This is a genomic window from Anaerococcus vaginalis ATCC 51170 (assembly GCF_000163295.1).
Classification (GTDB): domain Bacteria; phylum Bacillota; class Clostridia; order Tissierellales; family Peptoniphilaceae; genus Anaerococcus; species Anaerococcus vaginalis.
Map to the genome: position 1 here is coordinate 614225 of NZ_GG700527.1, position 17880 is coordinate 632104.

Consider the following 17880-nt stretch of genomic DNA (forward strand, 5'->3'; position numbering starts at 1 on the left):
TATATAATCATTGATTTGTGCTAAAATAATTTTAGCCTCATCCAGATTCTCAATTCCAAGCATCCAGATAAGAGTATTTTAATTTGCTTGTTGTGGAATTGACGAGAAGATAATTTTCATTTAAAGAGGAAGAATTCAAGGTGCAAAATGTTAACTATAAAAAATATGAGTAAAACTTATAATGTTGAAAAACTTACAGAAAATGATATTGAAACCATATACAGATTATGCCAAGGCAATAAGTTATATTATCGTTACTGCCATGCAGAGATAAGTAGAGAACAAATCTTAAGTGACCTTTACTTAAGACCTGAAGGAGTAAATGAAGATAATAAATATTATTTGGGATTTTTCAAAAATGAACTTTTAGTTGCTGTTTTAGATATTTTAGATGGTTATCCAGACGAAGAAACCTGTTTTATTGGATTTTTTATGGTAAATATTTTATACCAAGGCCAAGGTATAGGAACTGAAATTATTGGAAGTATTCTAGCTTATGTTAAAAAAATAGGCAAAGCAAAAGTCCGCCTAGGCATTGACAAAGGAAATCCTCAGTCAAAAGCTTTTTGGAAAAAGAATGGCTTTAAACTTATCAAAGAAGTAGAAAGTTCAGGCGGAACAATTTTACTTGCAGAAAAAATACTTTAGTAGGTATTAATTAATTTAGATAAATATATATTATTTTTTTATAGTACTAAGTTTATGTCAAGTCCATAATGTTGTGTAAAATTTACTAGCACAATATTATGGACTTTACTTTCTTATTAAAATAAAAAATTAACAAAATATTAATAGAATTATAATATAGATTTGAAAACATTTTGAAATTATATTGTTTAGGAGTGGAAAATTAAAAATATGGTTAAAATTTCTTTTAAAAGAAAAGTTTGTATCTGTAAATAATTTTGTGTGTCAACCTAAATCCTGACATTGATGTGTACCCATAAAACTGGACACAAAATTATTTACAGCCCCTCTTCGGACTTCCTTAATTTTTTTATCCATTTTTTAAATCAAATTTATTCAGACCATACAAATATATAAAATCATATAAAATAAATGCATATAAATAGAAAAATTAGTTTAATCACAATAATCGCATTTTAAATTGTGATGTTTGCAAGCTAAATTACGGACTTCACTAGGAAGTTTTCCCTTGTATCTTTTGTAATAGATGGAAAATTTGCTATGGGATGTGTATCCAACAGATTCAGCAATTTCTTTTATAGGAAGATCCGTATTAAACAAAAGGGTTTCAGCTACATTCATTCTTTTTCTTTGGGTGTATTCTGTAATGCTTTGACCATATTTTTCTTTGAACAAATTTTTTAATTTTGTTCCGCTCATTTTAGATATTTTTTCAAGGGTTTCTTGATTTACATTCATGGCGAAATGATCATCCAAGAATCTTACTACATCTTCAAGTGCTTTATTATCATCAGATTCAATTTTATATTTTTTTCTATTTAAGTATGTGTCAATCACTATACTTATCCACTCATTTGCCTTTGCATTAAAGAAAAATTCTGCAGCGGGGGTATCCATCTTACAATTTAATATTTCCATTGCCACTTTTTCTAAGGATTTTGTAAGAATAATTTGATTCGTTTCAAGTAAAGATGAATAAAATGATTCTGGGTTAATATTAATAGATGATAGATGTTTTTCTAAGAGCTCTCTTTTAAATCCAATAGATACGGCAAGATAATAGCAGTTCTCATGTAATAAAAATACAAAATCATCTCTTATATTATCAAAATCAAGAGTGCATAAGGAGTTTGCAGTTAAAGTTTGATAAGGACTAAATCTCTCCCCGTTTGCACTGACAATGTAACTTGAATAAATTGAAACATAGTCTGCCATACTATAGGTATTATTTTGAATCACTTCCTCTCTGATATAAAAATCGTGTACATCAATAATGAAGCCATCTCCTTCATAAAACCAATATAGACCATCTGCATAAGTTGAATCCTCTTTTTTCCAACAAAAAGTGTGACCTGCACTTGAATACTTTTTATTGTTTTTACATTCATCTACTTTCATATAATCTTTTACAAAATCATAGTAACTCATAATCCACATATCCCTTTTAGACAATATTCCAATTAGCTTTATTAATTCAAAACTATTGTATTATTAATTATAGCCGATGTATAATAGAAAAGCAATGATAGTTATTATCAACTAAGAAAATTTATATCTAAAAGGAACATCAAAGAAAGGAGATATGATTATGAAGATTTACAAAAAACTATTTGCTTATGTACAGAATAAAAAATATCTTGGGGTTTTAGCTATAGTTTTTTCTGCTATATCTGCTGCACTTACAGTATATGGATATTATTTAATCTACAAATTTCTAGATAAGTTAATAATTAATTCAAATTTATCAGGTGCAGAGAGCTTAGCATTAAAATCTGTTATTACACTAACAAGTGGAGCGATATTTTATTTTGTTTCAGGAATGTTTTCTCACGTATTGGGATTTAGGCTTGAAACAAATTTAAGAAAAAGGGGGATTGATGGCTTAGAGAAAGCAAGTTTTAGGTTCTTTGATTTAAATCCATCTGGTCAAATAAGAAAGATCATAGATGATAATGCCGCACAAACACATCAGGTTGTAGCTCACATGATACCCGATAGTTCTCAGGCAATAGTTACACCTATACTTGTACTTGCACTTGGCTTTATAGTAAGTATAAGAGTTGGCATAACTTTGCTTGCTCTTACAATAATCGGCGGATTAATTTTAGGGGCAATGATGGGCGAGCAAAAATTTATGAAGATATACCAAGAAGCCCTATCTAAACTAAGTGCTGAAACTGTTGAATACGTTAGAGGAATGCAAGTGGTAAAAATATTTAGAGCAAATGTGGAGTCATTTAAAAGCTTTTACAAGGCGATAAAAGATTATTCAAAGTATGCTTATGATTATTCACTATCTTGTAAAAAACCTTATGTTTTGTATCAATGGTTATTTTTTGGTTTAATTGCAATTTTAATTATTCCTATAGTTTATTTTATGACTAGCTTAGGCAGCGCCAAGGTGATTTTACTTGAGCTTATTATGATTTTATTTTTATCAGGAGTTCTCTTTGTTTCATTTATGAGGATGATGTGGTACGCTATGTACATTTCTCAAGGCAATTATGCAGTAGATACTTTAGAGGCTCTTTACAAGGATATGCAAAAAGACAAATTGGTCCATGGCAATGTCAATAATTTTAAAAACTATAATATAGAATTTGACAATGTTAGCTTTGCTTACAATGATAAGGCTGTCATTGAAAATTTATCCTTTAAATTAGAAGAAGGAAAGTCCTATGCACTAGTCGGTTCATCTGGATCAGGCAAATCAACGGTAGCAAAACTTATATCAGGTTTTTACAATGTTAATGAAGGAAGCATAAAGATAGGCGGGATGCCAATAAGTGAATATTCTGACCAAGCCTTAATTAAAGCTATCTCCTTTGTTTTTCAAGATTCAAAATTATTCAAGAAGAGCATTTATGAAAATGTTGCTTTAGCAAATAAAGAAGCTACAAAAGATGACGTTATGAGAGCCTTAAAATTAGCTGGATGTAATCTAATATTAGACAAATTTCCAGAAAGAGAAAATACAGTCATAGGCTCAAAAGGCGTTTATTTATCTGGTGGAGAAAAACAAAGAATTGCAATTGCCAGAGCAATTTTAAAGGATTCCAAAATTATTATTATGGACGAGGCATCAGCATCCATTGACCCAGATAACGAGTTTGAACTTCAAAAAGCTTTCAAAAATCTTATGAAAGATAAAACAGTTATCATGATTGCCCACAGGCTGTCTACAATTAAAGATCTTGATGAAATACTTGTTATGGATAAGGGGAAAATCATAGAAAGAGGTTCTGACGAAGAATTAATGTCAAAAGATACAAGGTACAAGAGATTGCAAGAGATGTTTAACAGTGCGAATGAATGGAGGGTTTCAAATGAAGGAGTTTTATAAAAAAAGATTTGCTCTTACAGATAAAGGAGCAAGAAATTTAAGTAAAGCAACACTGGCTTCATTTTTCGTTTATTGTATAAACATGCTTCCAGCGATATTACTAATGATTTTTGCTCAGGAAGTTTTGGAAAATATTGGCAAAAGCAAGGGATTTTATATAGTATTCTCAGCCTTGACTTTGCTAGCAATGTATATTTTGCTTTCTATCGAATACGATAAATTATATAGCACAACCTACCAAGAAAGTGCAGATTTAAGAATAAGGACAGCGAAGAATTTATCAAAACTACCTCTGTCATACTTTTCTAAACATGATATTTCAGACCTAGCGCAAACAATCATGTCTGATATTGAAGGAATAGAACATGCAATGAGCCATTCAATACCAAAAGTGGGCGGTATGGCACTATTCTTCCCACTAATATCCATCATGATGCTAGTGGGCAATGTCAAGATGGGTTTAGCTGTAATTGTTCCATCTCTTTTAAGCTTTATATTTATACCCTTATCTAAAAAATATCAGGTTAAGGGACAGAAAAGATATTATGATATTCTAAGAGAAAACTCAGAAAGCTTTCAAGAAAACATCGAAATGCAAATGGAGATTAAAGCCTACGGCTTATCAGAGGAAATGAAAGAAAAGCTGTATGAAAAAATGGATAAAAGTGAAAAAGTGCACTTAAAGACAGAATTAGTAAATATTTTAGCTATGTCTATATCTGCAATATTTAGCTTTATTTCCCTTGCTGTAGTAATATTTGTTGGCGTAAATCTAATTATTAATAAAGAGATAAGTGCTCTCTACCTTGTAGGATATTTACTAGCAGCTATGAAGATAAAAGACTCTCTAGATGCATCTAAAGAAGGAATGATTGAGATATTTTATTTATCGCCAAAAATTGAAAGGCTAAAAGAAATTCAAAATCAAGATTTACAAGAAGGCGATGACTATAATTTGAAAAAATTTGATATTGATCTAAAAAATGTTGAATTTACTTACAAGAAAGATGCAAAAGTTTTAAATGGTGTAAGCTTTAAAGCTAAACAGGGAGAAGTTACCGCTTTGGTAGGTGCAAGCGGATGCGGTAAAACAACTATATTGAAACTTATATCAAGACTTTATGATTATGATGAAGGACAAATATTAATCGATGGCAAAGATATAAAAGAAATATCAACAGAATCACTTTTTGACAAGGTATCAATAGTTTTCCAAGATGTAGTTCTCTTTAATCAAAGCGTTATGGAAAATATTAGAATCGGTAAGCAAGATGCAAGTGACGAAGAAGTTAAAAGAGCAGCAAAACTTGCAAACTGCACAGATTTTATAGAAAAAATGGATAAGGGTTTCGATACAGTTATCGGTGAAAACGGTGCTGAGCTATCAGGTGGAGAAAGACAAAGGTTATCAATAGCCAGAGCCTTCTTAAAAGATGCACCGATATTGATCTTAGATGAGATAGCAGCAAGTCTTGATGTTGACAACGAGAAAAAAATTCAAGAGTCTTTAAATAATTTGATTAAAGATAAAACAGTTGTCATCATTTCACATAGAATGAAATCCATAGAAAATGCTGACAAGATAGTAGTTCTTGAAAATGGAAAAGTAGAAAGCGAAGGCAAACATGAAGAGCTTTTACAAAAATCAAAAGTTTACAAAAATTTAATAGAAAAGACAAAAATGGCAGAAGAATTTATTTATTAGGAGGTTTAAAATGGATAATAAAAAATTAAAAGTCAAAGATTTAGTAAGCATTGGTGTTTTTGGAGTAATTTATTTTGCCTTGATGTTTGGAGTTGGTATGATGGGAATGATTCCAATATTGTTCTTAATATACCCAACAGTTTTGGGTATAATTGCAGGAACTGTTGTTATGTTATTTATGGCTAAGGTTCAAAAGCCATGGGCACTATTTATATTCGGTATGATATCTCCACTTGTGATGTTTGCTGCTGGACATACCTACGTAGTTGTAGTTCTATCGCTTATCGTTATGATAATAGCAGAGTTAATTAGAAAAATTGGAAACTATAAGTCATTTAAATATAATATGATATCTTATGCCATTTTTAGCACATGGATTTGTAGTTCTATGATGCAAATGCTTTTAGCAAAAGAAGTATATGTAGAACATTGCAAGATGATGGGGGATGACTATGTAGTAGCCTTGGAAAAACTAATAACATATCCTCATATGGCTTTAGTAGCTTTAGGAGCAATTGTAGGGGGATTTATTGGAGCATATATAGGCAAGGCTTTATTGAAAAAACACTTTGAAAAAGCAGGCATTGTATAATGCCTACTTTTTCTTCAAATGCTCCCTTTAATCCCAATCCCATCAGTAAGATATTAGTCGTATTTATCGCAGGCTTAACTGTTATGCATAGCATAAACATCCGTTTTGAGCTAGCGATTGTTTGTCTTATTGGTATTTTGCTTTATTTGAATGGATACAAAAAAACACTTTTCAAATGGATAATTTTATGTATAGTGCTATATTCTTTGCCTAATTTTATGACTTTATCTACATTAAACCCAATACTTAAGATGTTTTTAAGTATACCTATTGTCTTTAGAATGTTTTTATTGCCATTTATGGCGGCAAGCTTCATGATTAAGACTTCTGATGTAGGTACAATAATTTCATCGATGGATAAGCTTAAGATTTCAAAGAATGTATCCATACCTATTGCGGTTATGTTTAGATTTTTCCCATCTTTTAGGGAGGAGAAGAAAAACATCAAAATGGCTATGAGAGTAAGAGGAATAAATTTTAAAAACCCAGTCAAATATCTTGAATATGTTTCTGTGCCACTACTAATTATATCTTCGAACATAGCAGATGACATTGCAAAAGCGGCGGAAACAAAGGCAATAGAAAATCCAATTGCTAAGACTAGATATATCCGTGTAAAGATACAGCTAATTGATTTTGTTTATGTTTTACCAGTTGCTGGATTTATTGTGGGAGGCTTAATATGGTAGAAATAAAAAATTTAAGGCTTGATTATGGTGAAGAAAAGATATTAGAAGATATATCTTTATCAATAGCTGTAGGAGAATGTGTACTCTTTACAGGTAAAAGTGGAAGTGGGAAATCATCTTTAATAAACTCTATTAATGGATTAGCTGTAAGGTATGATAATGCGAAAATAAGTGGGGAAATAATTATTGATGGTAAAAATATAAAAGATTTGGAACTTTATCAAATCTCAATGCTTGTCTCAACTGTTTTTCAAAATCCTAAGACGTATTTCTTTAATATAAATACGACATTAGAATTATTGTTTTATTTGGAAAATATTGGTCTTGCAAGAGAAGGGATGGACAATCGTTTAAAGGACATGCTTGAAATATTTCCGATAAAAAATCTTTTGAATAGAAATATATTTAATCTATCCGGCGGTGAGAAACAAATACTTTGCATTGCCGCTTCTTATATAGCGGGCACAAAGATCATAGTTATGGATGAACCTTCTTCAAATTTGGATATTAAAAGCATAAGTGTTTTGACAAAGATGCTAAATATATTAAAAGAAAAGGGAATAAGCATAATTGTAGCTGAGCATAGAATCTATTATTTAATGGATATAGTTGACCGTGTATTTTTGATAGATAAGGGTAAACTTAAAGAAACTTATACTAGAAGTGAATTTTTAAAGTTTGATAAAAATGAATTGAACGCTTTAAGTTTAAGGGATAAAGAATTAAGCAAATTAGAAGTTCCTTATTTAAAAGACGGTGGAGAATATCAGATAAAAAATCTTAGCTACAAATTTACTGATTATGAGTGCTTAAGTATAAAAGACATCTCATTTAAGCTTGGAAAAATTTATGGCATAATAGGATACAACGGACTAGGAAAATCAACGCTCTTAAGATGTTTAATAGGTCTTGAGAAAAAATCGAAAGAAGAAATTTATTTTAAAGGAGAGAAGCTATCTAAAAAAGGAAGACTCAAAAACTCTTCACTTGTTATGCAAGACGTAAATCATCAATTATTCACAGATGAAGTATTCAAAGAACTTAGCCTTGGAGTAAAGAATTTTGATGAAGAAAAGGCGAAAATCATCTTAAAAGATTTAGGCTTAGACGAATTTAGAGAAAGGCATCCAATGAGTTTGTCAGGAGGGCAAAAGCAAAGACTAGCAATAGCATCTGTTATGTGTAAGGATTCTCCATTTGTTTATTTCGACGAACCTACAAGCGGTATGGATTATTCTAATATGGAAAAAATATCTGAGCTAATAAAAAAATATAGAAATAAGGATAAAATAATTTTTATTGTATCCCATGATATAGAATTTTTAAATGAAGTGGCAGATGAGATTTTTAAATTGTAAAAGAAAGTCGGGTCTGTAAATGATTAAATATTGTTTCCAGTTTTATGGGTACAATTCAAAAAGCAAGTGCTATGTCAATTTTTTCTTAAGTTAATATGCACTTACTGTTCTTACTAATATACAAAATATAGATATATAATGGAAAATATAAGAGGAAAAAGGATGTAGTTATGAGCTGTCCTACCATAAAATTTAGACCTAAAAACTAACTTGAGAAGGTCGGTTTTTATGGCAAAATATAGGACAGAATTTAAAATTAAAGTAGTAAAAAATATTAAGAATCTAGAAACTCATATAAATATTATATACCTAATAAAATTTTAATAAGAAGATGGAGCAATGACTTTAAAAAAGGGAATTAAAGGACTAAAATCTAAAAGAAAACAAAAATAACAAATTATAATCATTAGCAAAATTAACTATTGAAGAAGTTAATTTATTAAATGAAGAACAATTAAAAGAAAAGATAAAGAAATTATATTTAAATCCATACTTAGATATGTATAACAGTGAAATATTAAGCTATGAAATATAAAAACAACCAAAACTAAAACTAATTTACCAGTAGAAAATAGAAAGAAGAATGCATCATAAAAAATTTTATAGGTAGAAAAAAACTAATACCATAGCTAGTTTATTTTTAACTCTGCTATTAGGTACAACTTTATGGGTTTACCTTATATAAATTATTTTCACTGTTTTGTTATTAAGAGAACTATGATATAAAGACAAGAATTTTAATATTATAAAAAATTATTAATTTATGCATAGATTGTATATTTTTGATGAAAATAAATGATAGATATTGGAAAAAATTTAAATAAAAATTATTCTATTAATATATAAGTTTAAATTTGCTGATTAGTGAATATTGTACTAAGATAATTTACTTAATATTATGGACTCTATCTGAATATTTATCTACTAATAAATTATTTAAAATCTTAATAGGAATTTGAAAATAACTCTTGAATTTTAGGAATCAAAGGGTTATTTTTCTGGTTATAAATATTTAACGTTAAAAAATATTTGACTGTTTAGTAAATTTAAGTTACAATAAAGAAAATAAGATATGGAGGTGTAGTTTGAAAGAAGTTCATATTTTAAATTCATTGGAAGAAATTAATATTGTAAGCGATCCTATAAGGCTTAAAATAATTATGACTTTAGGAACTATCCCAAAAAATGCCCAAGATTTATCAGATGCTCTTGGGGTTAGTAGATCAAAAATTCACTATCACTTAAAAATTTTAGAACAAAATAAAATTATAGAAGTAGTTGATACGGAACTTATTAATGGCATCACTCAAAAATATTTTTTGCCTGTGGCCAAGGCTTTTATTCCTAATAGTGAAATATTTAATAAAAACGTAGAAGAGAAGGTATTTTCTTTTAAAATTTCTGGCAAATCTTATGAATCATTTGAAAAAGAATTAAATGATTTAATAAAAAAATATAGTGAAGATGAAGATACCCAAGAAAGTTTTCAAGTACAAATTTATAAATTATCTTAAAACCAGTAAGTTAATCCTTACTGGTAAAAAAATACACAACTGTCAAATTTATTAAAACGTTAAATATAAGGAGAATGTTAAAAATGATTAAAAATAAAGATTTTTATGTCCTGCTCTTAGGACGACTAATAACAAATTTTGGAGATAGCCTATATGCGATTGTATCAACTCTTCTAGTTTACAAAATGAGTGGATCTACAATTTATTCAGGTATTACTCTTTTTCTTACCTCATCAACAGCAATAGTTCAGTTACTATTAAGCCCAATTTTGGATAAAATTAATATGAAAAAGTTTTTAATTTTATCTCAATTTTTTCAAGCAGTCTTGATTTTAATTATTCCATTTTTGTATAAATTTGGAAAACTAAGTGTCTATCATATTATGATAATAATGCCAATAATTTCATTAATTAATCAACTTGTTTATCCAGGTCAAATATCTCTACTTCCAAAAATTTTATCTGAAAAAGAACTTGTTACAGGAAATTCTTTGATGACTATGGCTTACCAAGGATCAAATGCGATTTTTGATACTCTTGCAGGTTTTATAATATCACTGTGTGGTTTTATGACAGCTTTTTTTGCTGATTCTATAAGTTTTATTTTTATTGGGATTTTATTTTGTTTTTTATCAAAAAAACTTAGCCATTCCCAAAAAAGAGAAGAAAAACTGGAAGAAAATCTAATAGAAAATCACTTTAAATCTCTTAAAGATGGGCTTAATTTATTTAAAGATTCAAGGATTTTTGCCCTAGTTTTTGGAATAGTTTTTATTAACTTTTCAGCTACATCAATAAGTTCAGTTTTACCAGCTTTTGCACAAAATGAAATATTTTATAGTTTAATGCTTGCAGGAATGGGAGCAGGTCTTTTACTTGGGTCTTTATTTGCAGGATTTCCAAAACTAAAAGAAATATCTTTAGGAAAATTATACATTTATGGAATGATGGTTGTAGCTGTAGCATGGATGCTTTTTTCTAATTTTGAAAATAATATAAAAATAGGAGTAGTTTTGTATGGGCTTGGTTGGTTTGTTGTAGGTATTGTAAATGTTTATGCTCAAACCATGGTTCAAATAATAGTTCCAAGCGAAAAAATCGGCTCTGCAATGGGGGCTATGGTTGGAATTTCTACTTTTATGGCGCCCTTAGGAGCCTTATTTGGTGGATTTTTAGGAGAATATTTATCAAGTTCAAAGGCTATATTTATTGGATCTTTCATTATATTTTTAGTAGCTATCTTTTGGGCATTAAATGAAAATATTAGAAAATTACCATCAGTTAGTGAATTTAACAAAGTTTTAGAAAAAATTAATTAAAAGCAAGGCCTTATTTTCATACTGATATAATGACATTCTATTTACTATGAGCGAATTAAATAATATAATAAATCGAAAGAGATAAGAACGTGGCTACAACTAATTTAAACAGAAGGGCAGATAAATATATAAAAAAGTAGCTTATAAAATTTACTAATAGGTTTAAAAAATCTAAATATTTGCAAAAACAAGAAAAAATGAGTATGTAAGGATAATTGGCTCTATGTTTTTTGAATAGGGTATGGAAGTAAATATGCCAATGAGAAGAAAAAATAGAAAGTTAAGGAGAAAGTTATGTGGTTAATTTTTGGAATAAGTGCCATAATATTTGCAGTATTAAATGTGATGGCAACAATAAAAAATAAAAATGCACAAGGATATAGATTTTTGAGTTTGTCTTTAACAGCTTTAACAGTATGTGCATTATATTTTGATGGAGCTAGTCGTGTAATCAAAGAAGACTGGGTTGCTCTTATGGACATTATGCCTACAATGAGTAAAGCATTATGGGTTCTAGTTATATTGTCTATAGCTATAAACTCTGTATCTATTTTAAAAAGAAACGACTAAAGGAAAATTAATTTTAAACCAATAATGATTTTACAAAAAATAATATTTTGAAATTTTGGATTAACGATAAAAAATAAGGATAAAATATGAAAAAAATTATACTAGGATTGGTAACTGCTATATTAATATCTCTATTTAGTGGCTGTGGTCTAAAAAGAGATGAAGATAATCCTTTGTCAGGAAAAGATACTGACCAAAGAATTCTTATGTGTTTGAATAAAGCTTATCCAGAACAGAATTTTAAAGTTGTCAAATCATTTGATAGACAAAAAAATGAGGGAATGTTTGAAGATGATAAGGGTATAAAGTTTAAGGTTAGGGATTTGATATATGATAATATATACCACTTTGCCTGCAGAGATGAATATCTTGCTACGATTTTGAAAAAAGAAGATTTTTTTGATAAAGCAAAACAAATTATAGAAGATAAATACGGTCAAAAATTTATATATGATGAAAGCGTTATGGCTATAGAAATTATTTATGATGCTAATAACAAAATAACGACAGATAAGATAAGTCAAATGATTATTGAGGTTTTAAATATAGCAAAGACTCCAAAACTTATATATCCAGATAACCAAGAATTTTCAACAGGAGTTGTCAATTATTACACATTGCCAGCTCTAGGTGTCCTTCAATGTTATCTTGAAAAAAATCAAATTGGATAAACAGAGTTATTTTATTTTTCTGATAGTTCTATTGATAAGTCTTTGATTAAAGAAAAAATAGATAAATTGTATGAATCTGTGGATGAGTAAATAGAAGAATAATCTATATTTTAGATAGAAAAGCTGTAAATAAAAAAATATATTCGAAAGGAAGTATTTATAATGGGACTTGATGTATATGCTGGGACCTTAATTCGCTATTATATGAATAATTGGAAAACTGTTATTCAACAATTTGCTGAAGATAATGGATTGAAATATGAAACTATAAGAGTTCAAGATGAAAATGGAGAAGATGACGAAGAGCTTTCTTTAGAAGAAACTAAAGAAATTGTTCTTGGATGGAAAGAAGCTATTGAAAAAGGTTTAGAAATAAATTCTAAATCGATATGGAATGAGGATTACGATACTACTCCTTATTATACAGACAAGCCAGATTGGGATGCTTTAAACGCATTATTACTTTATATTGCTTCAAAATATACTCACAAAGACTTGCCAAAAACAATGGAAAAAAATATTGATATTTATAAACATCCCATTGTATTAGAATTTCTTCAAACAAAAGATTTTCGCCTATCCTTATTTGATGGAAATGGTTGGTGGCTACCTATTGATAGGGACATAATGTTTGATTACTATTTGCCAAATTCAGAAAAAAGTGTTTTAGCAACAAGCCGTTTGCTTCTTGATGAATTGAATGTATATAATAATTTTGAATGGAAGGCTGATAGAGATACTATAATATCATGGAGCAAAACAGAAGGCTACCCTGTTGATAAAATTTATAGCAAAGAAAAAGGATTAGAAAAAGTTTGTGAAAAGCAAATTTATTATACAGAGTCTCTAGCAAAATTTGCCTTTTCTATTTTGTGGCAAGCAGCAGAATTTTCGCTTGAACATGGAGTTGTTATAATTTTTGATTATTAAATTTATAAATTTATTTTGTAGAAATTTTAATATAGATAAAAAAGGAGATCTTAAAAATGGGATTCTTTAATAAATTAAAATTTAATAAAAACCACAAATTATTAGATGAAAAATTTCCATTTTACGATAATCCAAATACGGCTGTAATTACTTGTTCTCATATAATAGATAAAGAAAATCCTATTTTATATGTAAGTCATGACGCCAATGATGGAATGTGGCAATTTTTATGTGGAAAAGAACACGAAATAGAAGATTCTAAAATAATATCTTTAAAAGAAATGTATGAAATAGATAAGTCAATAGGCATTTTAAAAAATATGGCTTGCGGTTATTATGCACAAAGAAAAAATAAAGATGAAGAATGGATAATAAAAAAACATAATAATTAAATCTTTAGATGAAATTAGTTTAGATTTAAAAATATTAAATAGCTTTCAATAATTTTGACAATATAAAAACTCATTCTAAATTACATGCAACAAATTTGGTTTTAAATAAGTTATGTGGTATTTAGTGTGAGTTTTTTATTTTTTGAATTTTTATATAGTGTATAAATATAAAAAAATAAAAAGAAAAATATTAAAATTATCTATTTAATAATGCTAAGTATCAATTGTTTTTAAAAATATAATTTCTCTATATTAAAAATGTGTTGAATATTTTTTTTTTTTTTGATAATATATATTCATAAATAAGCGAAAGGAGAAAATTTATGAACGCTAAAGATGGGAGACTACCAAAGCAGTTGGGGGATTTTGGAGAATCTCTAGTTGCATTTTTACTTGGAAATATTAAAGGTCATAGGGTAGCGATAGTAGATCATGAAGGTGCAGATATAATAGCGACTGATAGATTAGATAGTAAGTTAAGATATGCAATATCAGTAAAAAGTAGAAGATTTAAAAAGGATGATGCTTCAATTGTATTTGATTTATATAACCAAAATAAATTAAGAACTTTTGCAAGAGAATTTGATATGATTCCTGTTGTTGCATTTGTATTAATAGATGGCGAGTGCCAATGTTGCGATATTTATATTTTAAAACTTGATGATTTTAAACAATTAGCTGATGACTCAGATTTTTGTGGTATAGGAAATCGTTCTGAGGGTTTAACAATATTAAATACCACTACAAAAAATAAGAATAATATTCAAAATAGTGAAAAAATTGATTATACAAGATTAGAATTTAGTAATTTAACAACTGATTTTTTTGGTAAGAAAGGAACTTTATAGTAAAAAAGGAGAATAAAATGGCATCACGAGAAGAAGCGTATAAATATATTTATAAGGATAAAAGATTAAGCGATGATATAGTAGCTGACATATTATATGAATATTTAGTTCAAGGTTATACACAAAATGAATTGGAAGAAAAATATTTTCCATCTAATAGAACTGTTAGCTATACTGTTTCATATATTCAACAAGCTGCTGGACTTAAAGGCAGAAATGCTGGAAAATATAATGGCGAAATAAGTTATAGCGAAATGCAACAATATGCTAAATTGCTTAGAACTAAAGGGTTAGGTTTTAAAGAATTTCTTGGTGGAAATTCTACGAACAATATAATTTCTGATAGTCATTCAAATTATAAAGGTTATTCTTCAAATAATAGTAATTATGGTGCTAATTCAAATTATAAAAATTATTCTTCAAATAGCAAGAACTATAGTAATAGCTCAAATTCTAATGATTATTCTAATGAAAATGACTTTTTTACTAAAAATGAAGGTTTATTAATTTTTTTTGCAAAAATTTTACCAATTCTAATAGGAATATTTATAACTGTTCGTTCATATAAAAGATATTCTTTATTAGGTCTGATATTTGGTGTTTTTTTGGTATATTCAGGAGTTAAAGGACTAAAAAAATAATAGGTGTAATAAAATGGCATTTGGTTTAGAAAAAGATTTTTTAAAAATTCCTAAAGAAGAAAAAATTGATATTTTATATAAATATTTAGTTGAAGGAAAATCAGGTTCACAGATAGCTGAAGAATTATATCAAAATAAAAATTATGCATGGAAAGTATCTGCTGTAAAACAAGGATATAATTTTAATGGAAGAAATTTTAGAGGCAAGTATAAGATTTCTGTAAAAAAAATAGAAGAAATCATTAAAAAATATCCAGAAGGAGTTTTTGATAAAAATATAAATCTAGAGGAAGAATTAATTTCAGAAGATTGGAATAAAGAAGAATTGGACAATAAAGAATTCAAAGATGAAGAAACTATAGATAATTTTGATAGTGGATTATCAAAATATATAAAAAAAGACGAAATTGATATTTCTATTTTTAATGGCATGGAATTAAATTTTTCTGATTATTGGAAATATAATCCAGATAATCCAGAAGCTGATCATCATGATTCGGATTTTAGAATAGTTAATGATGAGATAAATTCACTTTTAAGAGAAAATGTTACTTTAAGTATGGAGCAAAAGTATTTATTTGTTTATCTATTTTATAGTCGCATATATTTTGATCGCGAATATATATATTTTATTTTTGGAATTAAAAATAAAAAGAATTTGGTACTAGAATCTTATAAAGGAAAATATTTCTGTGATACACACAATGTAGAGTCTTTGTTTAATTTTGTACTTTGGATTGCTAATTCAAATATGGATGAAGATTTGAAGTTAGCAATAAAAGATGAAGAAAACATGTCTTATATTGAAAGTATAAACGATACTAACATAGTTGAAAATAATTATAAAAAGAAACTTTATGATAAAACTGTTTCTAAGAAGATAGGAGCCTATTTAGAATTACTAACTGTATTAACAAAAAGTACAAATAGTGATGGGAAAATGGTATGTAAAAATTTATTTAAGGTTACTAGAGCAATTGATAAATTATTAAAAAGAGGAATACCTGGTTATGCAATTGAGAGTATTATTTACCCTCTATATAGTTTATTAATTACTGGTCAAAACTTTATAAAAATAGATATAATAAATCAAGAATATAAAAAGAATAAATATGATATTTATGATTTTGGAGATTTATTAGATTTTTATATTGAAGAATATTATAATGAAGGAACTTTAATAGATAGTTTGGTTGAAACTCATTTGATTGCCCTTGATTTAGCAGAAGATGCTAGACCTTACATTAAAAAAATTATAGAATCATCAATACCTTCACTTCGTAATGATTGGATATATATGTTTAAAGATGAGCATAATATTGGTAGAAAAAATCTTGAAGAAGTAGAGGAATATTTTGACTATAAGTTTACGAGGAAATTCATATTGGAACTTCAAGAAATATTTAATGAAAAAAGCAAATAAAATATCGGTAAAATATGAATAAATTATAAATTTAATAAAGTTGATAACTGTTTTAATGGCTTTAGGATTTTTTAATCTTAAAGCCATTTTATATTTTTGGATAATACAAATAAGAATAAAGTGTAAATTATAAAAAATGGATTTAAAAGAAAATTTAAAACTTAGACCTTATTAATCTATATTTTTATACAAAAAAGGAAAATAAAAATTTAAGAAGTACCATTCTAAATTCTGATATAGACTTAGGAATGGTACTTTTTTTGTAAGAAAACTTTAATTTTATAACCTAGAAATATTTTTATGTTATTTTTAGAAATTTTAAATAAGATTATAATTAAAGTGATATTTTTCTATTTTCTTTTTTGAAAAAAGATGATAAAATTATTTTTAATAATATATCTAATTATTCAAGTAAAATAATCTGAGTTTTTAGATAAGCATTATTGAAAAATTTTTTTAAGGAGGTTTTTTATGAAAAAAACTAATTGGAAAGGACGTTTTTTTAGTATTTTATTAGCTTTTGCATTGTTATTGCCAACAATATTATCTACAAGTGTAAAAGCGGCGCCTGAAAATGACAAAAATGATGGACAAATTAAGCATGTAACTGAAATTTCATTTACAATTTACAATTATGCAATAGGTAAAGATTCAAATTCTATCCAAGTTAATTGTCAAACTGATGGAGTAAGACCAACAAATTATGAAATTTTGGTATACGATAAGGACAAAGATGAATTTGTACAAGTTAAGGGAAAGTTGCAAAAAGATATTCAGTATAGGCTAAAAATCAATTTTTCGCCAAAAGATGGATATGATTTTGAAGGATTGACTAAGGAAAAAATAACATTGGGAGCTATTGGCTCATCAATTAAATATAATGCAAATAAAAAAGAAGCATTATTTGATATGCCAGTGCTTGAAGATTCTAAAATGTTAACATTTGAAACCAATGGTGGAAGTAAAATTGCTTCAATAATTGCATCAAAAGATAGCATAATTAACCTTGAACAATATAAATCTACAAAAGATGGTTTTACATTTGATGGTTGGTATAAGGATAAAGAGCTTAAAGAAAAAATCACTCAAGTAAAACTTAGTGAAGATATGACAGTTTATGCTAAGTGGGTAGCAAAACAACAACCACCAAAACCGGTAAATTATTTTACCTTAACATTTGATACTGATAAAGGAGAAGAAATAAAACCAATAACAAAAGAAGAAAATACAATAATTG

The 17880-nt window shown here is 27.6% G+C and carries 17 protein-coding genes; 16 read left to right on the plus strand and 1 reads right to left on the minus strand.

The features are described 5' to 3' along the window. Positions 1-147: 147 nt before the first annotated feature. Positions 148-648: a GNAT family N-acetyltransferase gene (locus HMPREF0078_RS02910; protein WP_004838594.1), complete on the plus strand. Its 501-nt coding sequence runs from the start codon at positions 148-150 to the stop codon at positions 646-648. Between the two features lie 435 nt (positions 649-1083). Here HMPREF0078_RS02910 and HMPREF0078_RS02915 read toward each other — a convergent pair whose 3' ends face one another. Continuing rightward, entirely contained in the window at positions 1084-2076 is a 993-nt protein-coding gene (locus tag HMPREF0078_RS02915) for a helix-turn-helix domain-containing protein (RefSeq protein ID WP_039920447.1), read from the minus strand. Between the two features lie 160 nt (positions 2077-2236). Here HMPREF0078_RS02915 and HMPREF0078_RS02920 point away from each other — a divergent pair, with 160 nt between their 5' ends. From HMPREF0078_RS02920 to HMPREF0078_RS02990, 15 genes are all read left to right on the plus strand, one after another. After that, positions 2237-3991 carry an ABC transporter ATP-binding protein gene (locus HMPREF0078_RS02920; RefSeq protein WP_004838596.1) on the plus strand — a complete coding sequence of 585 codons (1755 nt, stop codon included), beginning with the start codon at positions 2237-2239 and terminating at the stop codon, positions 3989-3991. Next, positions 3975-5696 (plus strand): ABC transporter ATP-binding protein, encoded by a 1722-nt coding sequence (locus tag HMPREF0078_RS02925; protein WP_039920448.1) that lies wholly within the window; start codon positions 3975-3977, stop codon positions 5694-5696. Before HMPREF0078_RS02920 ends, HMPREF0078_RS02925 begins: the two co-directional genes overlap by 17 nt. 10 nt (positions 5697-5706) lie before the next feature. Continuing rightward, a complete protein-coding gene (locus HMPREF0078_RS02930; protein WP_004838600.1) occupies positions 5707-6288 on the plus strand; it encodes an MptD family putative ECF transporter S component in 582 nt (193 codons plus the stop codon). After that, positions 6288-6977 carry an energy-coupling factor transporter transmembrane component T family protein gene (locus HMPREF0078_RS02935; protein WP_004838602.1) on the plus strand — a complete coding sequence of 230 codons (690 nt, stop codon included), beginning with the start codon at positions 6288-6290 and terminating at the stop codon, positions 6975-6977. The genes HMPREF0078_RS02930 and HMPREF0078_RS02935 overlap by 1 nt, the downstream gene beginning before the upstream one ends. Further along, positions 6971-8335, plus strand: a complete 1365-nt coding sequence (locus HMPREF0078_RS02940; RefSeq protein ID WP_004838603.1) for an ABC transporter ATP-binding protein — start codon at positions 6971-6973, stop codon at positions 8333-8335. Before HMPREF0078_RS02935 ends, HMPREF0078_RS02940 begins: the two co-directional genes overlap by 7 nt. 1085 nt (positions 8336-9420) lie before the next feature. After that, complete coding sequence (locus tag HMPREF0078_RS02945) at positions 9421-9849, plus strand: ArsR/SmtB family transcription factor (protein ID WP_004838604.1); 429 nt, start codon at positions 9421-9423, stop codon at positions 9847-9849. A gap of 74 nt (positions 9850-9923) precedes the next feature. Next, a complete protein-coding gene (locus tag HMPREF0078_RS02950) occupies positions 9924-11168 on the plus strand; it encodes an MFS transporter (RefSeq protein WP_004838605.1) in 1245 nt (414 codons plus the stop codon). Positions 11169-11462: 294 nt separating this feature from the next. Next, positions 11463-11738 carry a hypothetical protein gene (locus HMPREF0078_RS02955; protein ID WP_004838606.1) on the plus strand — a complete coding sequence of 92 codons (276 nt, stop codon included), beginning with the start codon at positions 11463-11465 and terminating at the stop codon, positions 11736-11738. An 86-nt stretch (positions 11739-11824) separates the two neighbouring features. Continuing rightward, complete coding sequence (locus HMPREF0078_RS02960) at positions 11825-12409, plus strand: LptM family lipoprotein (protein WP_004838607.1); 585 nt, start codon at positions 11825-11827, stop codon at positions 12407-12409. A gap of 204 nt (positions 12410-12613) precedes the next feature. Further along, positions 12614-13339, plus strand: a complete 726-nt coding sequence (locus HMPREF0078_RS02965) for a hypothetical protein (protein WP_232618485.1) — start codon at positions 12614-12616, stop codon at positions 13337-13339. A gap of 56 nt (positions 13340-13395) precedes the next feature. Continuing rightward, positions 13396-13731 carry a hypothetical protein gene (locus HMPREF0078_RS02970; RefSeq protein WP_004838609.1) on the plus strand — a complete coding sequence of 112 codons (336 nt, stop codon included), beginning with the start codon at positions 13396-13398 and terminating at the stop codon, positions 13729-13731. A 323-nt stretch (positions 13732-14054) separates the two neighbouring features. Next, on the plus strand, positions 14055-14579 hold the full coding sequence (locus tag HMPREF0078_RS02975; protein WP_004838610.1) for a hypothetical protein: 525 nt from the start codon (positions 14055-14057) through the stop codon (positions 14577-14579). A 17-nt stretch (positions 14580-14596) separates the two neighbouring features. Continuing rightward, positions 14597-15220 (plus strand): hypothetical protein, encoded by a 624-nt coding sequence (locus tag HMPREF0078_RS02980; protein ID WP_004838611.1) that lies wholly within the window; start codon positions 14597-14599, stop codon positions 15218-15220. Between the two features lie 13 nt (positions 15221-15233). Next, positions 15234-16643, plus strand: a complete 1410-nt coding sequence (locus HMPREF0078_RS02985; RefSeq protein WP_004838612.1) for a hypothetical protein — start codon at positions 15234-15236, stop codon at positions 16641-16643. Positions 16644-17114: 471 nt separating this feature from the next. Next, the coding region (locus HMPREF0078_RS02990) for an InlB B-repeat-containing protein (RefSeq protein ID WP_004838613.1) at positions 17115-17880 on the plus strand (766 nt) is incomplete at its 3' end.

Bases quoted from the DNA above. Each gene is read 5' to 3' on its own strand.
- HMPREF0078_RS02910 (WP_004838594.1), top strand. From the start codon at position 148: ATGTTAACTATAAAAAATATGAGTAAAACTTATAATGTTGAAAAACTT.
- HMPREF0078_RS02915 (WP_039920447.1), bottom strand. From the start codon at position 2,076: ATGAGTTACTATGATTTTGTAAAAGATTATATGAAAGTAGATGAATGT.
- HMPREF0078_RS02920 (WP_004838596.1), top strand. From the start codon at position 2,237: ATGAAGATTTACAAAAAACTATTTGCTTATGTACAGAATAAAAAATAT.
- HMPREF0078_RS02925 (WP_039920448.1), top strand. From the start codon at position 3,975: ATGAAGGAGTTTTATAAAAAAAGATTTGCTCTTACAGATAAAGGAGCA.
- HMPREF0078_RS02930 (WP_004838600.1), top strand. From the start codon at position 5,707: ATGGATAATAAAAAATTAAAAGTCAAAGATTTAGTAAGCATTGGTGTT.
- HMPREF0078_RS02935 (WP_004838602.1), top strand. From the start codon at position 6,288: ATGCCTACTTTTTCTTCAAATGCTCCCTTTAATCCCAATCCCATCAGT.
- HMPREF0078_RS02940 (WP_004838603.1), top strand. From the start codon at position 6,971: ATGGTAGAAATAAAAAATTTAAGGCTTGATTATGGTGAAGAAAAGATA.
- HMPREF0078_RS02950 (WP_004838605.1), top strand. From the start codon at position 9,924: ATGTTAAAAATGATTAAAAATAAAGATTTTTATGTCCTGCTCTTAGGA.
- HMPREF0078_RS02955 (WP_004838606.1), top strand. From the start codon at position 11,463: ATGTGGTTAATTTTTGGAATAAGTGCCATAATATTTGCAGTATTAAAT.
- HMPREF0078_RS02960 (WP_004838607.1), top strand. From the start codon at position 11,825: ATGAAAAAAATTATACTAGGATTGGTAACTGCTATATTAATATCTCTA.
- HMPREF0078_RS02965 (WP_232618485.1), top strand. From the start codon at position 12,614: ATGAATAATTGGAAAACTGTTATTCAACAATTTGCTGAAGATAATGGA.
- HMPREF0078_RS02970 (WP_004838609.1), top strand. From the start codon at position 13,396: ATGGGATTCTTTAATAAATTAAAATTTAATAAAAACCACAAATTATTA.
- HMPREF0078_RS02975 (WP_004838610.1), top strand. From the start codon at position 14,055: ATGAACGCTAAAGATGGGAGACTACCAAAGCAGTTGGGGGATTTTGGA.
- HMPREF0078_RS02980 (WP_004838611.1), top strand. From the start codon at position 14,597: ATGGCATCACGAGAAGAAGCGTATAAATATATTTATAAGGATAAAAGA.
- HMPREF0078_RS02985 (WP_004838612.1), top strand. From the start codon at position 15,234: ATGGCATTTGGTTTAGAAAAAGATTTTTTAAAAATTCCTAAAGAAGAA.